1 protein-coding gene and 1 pseudogene are annotated in these 2,212 nt (G+C 53.0%); both read left to right on the plus strand.

Annotated elements, in window-relative coordinates:
* Positions 1–415 (plus strand): annotated as a pseudogene (locus H7A81_RS26920) (efflux transporter periplasmic adaptor subunit); the annotation flags it as partial.
* Positions 412–2,212, plus strand: a 1,801-nt coding sequence (locus H7A81_RS26925; protein WP_182059299.1) for an ABC transporter permease, incomplete at its 3' end; no start/stop codon positions are given. The pseudogene H7A81_RS26920 and the gene H7A81_RS26925, both read left to right, overlap by 4 nt.

Here is a 2,212-nt window from a genome sequence, read left to right on the forward strand (position 1 = left end):
CAACGCGACGCTGCGTAGCATTGAACTGGCACCCGAATCAGTGATGAAAGATGATGCCTTGATGGGCAACAGTGAAAGTACGCCGGCCAGCAGTACCAATGCCGCCATTTATTACAATGCGTTACTCGATGTTCCCAATCCCGATAACACCCTGCGCATCTCAATGACCGCGCAAGTTAATCTGCTGCGCGACACTGCGAAAGACGCGCTGTTGATTCCGTTACAGGCAACGAAAAAAGACGCGGAAGGCAAGACCTTTGTCGAGGTGGCGAACAAGGAGAATCAGCCTGAGAAACGTATTATTACCACCGGTATTTCAGACAGCGTTGATATTCAGGTTCTCAGCGGCTTAAAAGCCGGTGAAAAAGTCATCCTTGCTACCCAAGCCGTCGGTGCGGACAAGGTGGTGATGTGAGCTTGATCGAACTGAAAAACATTCAGCGCAGCTATGTTAACGGTTCAGAATCTTTGCATGTGCTGAAAGATATCAATTTGCAGATCGCCAGTGGCGAAATGGTCGCGATCATTGGCCCTTCCGGCTCGGGCAAATCCACATTGCTGAATATTCTCGGCTGCCTGGATGCCGCCGACAGCGGTCACTATTTTATCTCAGGCCAGAATACTGCTTCACTCTCTCCGGACGCGCTGGCGAAAGTCCGTCGTGAACATATTGGTTTCATTTTTCAGCGCTACCACTTAATGCCGGACCTGACCGCATTAAGCAACGTCGAAATCCCGGCGATTTATGCCAATTTGTCGGGGCATGCGCGGCGGGCGCGTGCTGCTCAATTACTGGAACGACTCGGTCTCAAAGGCCGTGAACACCATAAACCGGGTGAACTCTCTGGTGGCCAGCAACAGCGCGTCAGTATTGCGCGAGCGTTGATTAATGGAGCCGAGATTATTCTCGCCGATGAACCGACCGGCGCGCTGGATTCGCATTCTGGCGAGGAAGTGTTACGCATTCTTCATGACCTGAATCGTGACGGTCATACGGTAATTATCGTCACACACGATATGAAAGTGGCGCAACACGCTGACCGCATCATCGAAATCCAGGACGGTGAAATTTTTGCTGACAGCGGGCCAAAAACAGAGGCGACGCGATCGTGCTATCAGCCAATGGTGAGCAGAAGTCAGAGCAAGCTGCGCGGATTTATTGATCGCCTGCGCGAGTCAATGCGCATGGCGCTAAATGCCATGAATACGCATCGCTTACGCACCGCACTCACCATGACCGGTATTATTTTTGGTATTGCCGCTGTCGTCACTGTCGTCGCGCTTGGACAAGGTGCGCGTGAAAAAACGCTGGAGAGTATTTCCGGTCTCGGGACGAATGTGGTATCCGTGTATGCCGGCGGTGATTTCGCCGAAGATGATGCGCATCCGGTGTTGACGCTGGTGATGGCTGATGCCGATGTGATTGCTCGCCAGCAGTTTGTCGACAAAGTCAGCCCTGAGCTGCTCTCGACGCAGCCGATCCGTTATCTCTCCAACTCGTCGAAAGCATCCGTATCGGGCGTCGGCAAAGATTACTTTGAGATTCAGGGCATCAAACTCACCGAAGGCAGCAACTTCAGTGATGAACGCCATGCCCGGCAAGAGATCATCATTGATACCAATACGCGCAATAAGCTGTTTGCAGCCAATGAAAACCCCATCGGAAAAATGATCGTGTTAGGGTCTGTGCCGGTGCGAGTCATTGGTGTGGCGCATGAAGATAACGGCATTTCGCCCAATCTTCTCAGCGTGTGGCTGCCCTGGAGCACCATGATGTACCGCATCAGTGGGCAAACAGCGCTCACAAGTATCAGCGTTAAACTCAAAGATGATGTGGTCAGCGGTCCGGCGGTGGAATCTCTCACGCAACTATTGACTGCGCGCCATGGCACCAAAGACTTCCTGATGTTTAACCGCGATAAGTACCGCAAAGCGATTGAAGGGGCAGCAGCCACCTTGACCTTGCTGATTTTGATGGTGGCATCGATTGCGCTGATGATCGGCAGCATCGGCGTGATGAATATCATGCTGGTGTCCGTCACCGAACGAACGCATGAGATTGGCGTGCGTATGGCCGTGGGTGCGCGGCGTGGCGATATCATGCAGCAGTTTATGATTGAGGCGGTGCTGGTATGTTTGGTTGGCGGTTCACTCGGCGTGGCGCTCTCACTGGTGATCGGTCCGCTGATTAGCCTGATGGCAGGCGGTGTAC

The sequence above is a fragment of the Pantoea sp. ME81 genome (genome assembly GCF_903970985.1).
In the GTDB taxonomy this organism is placed as follows: Bacteria; Pseudomonadota; Gammaproteobacteria; order Enterobacterales; family Enterobacteriaceae; genus Pantoea; species Pantoea communis.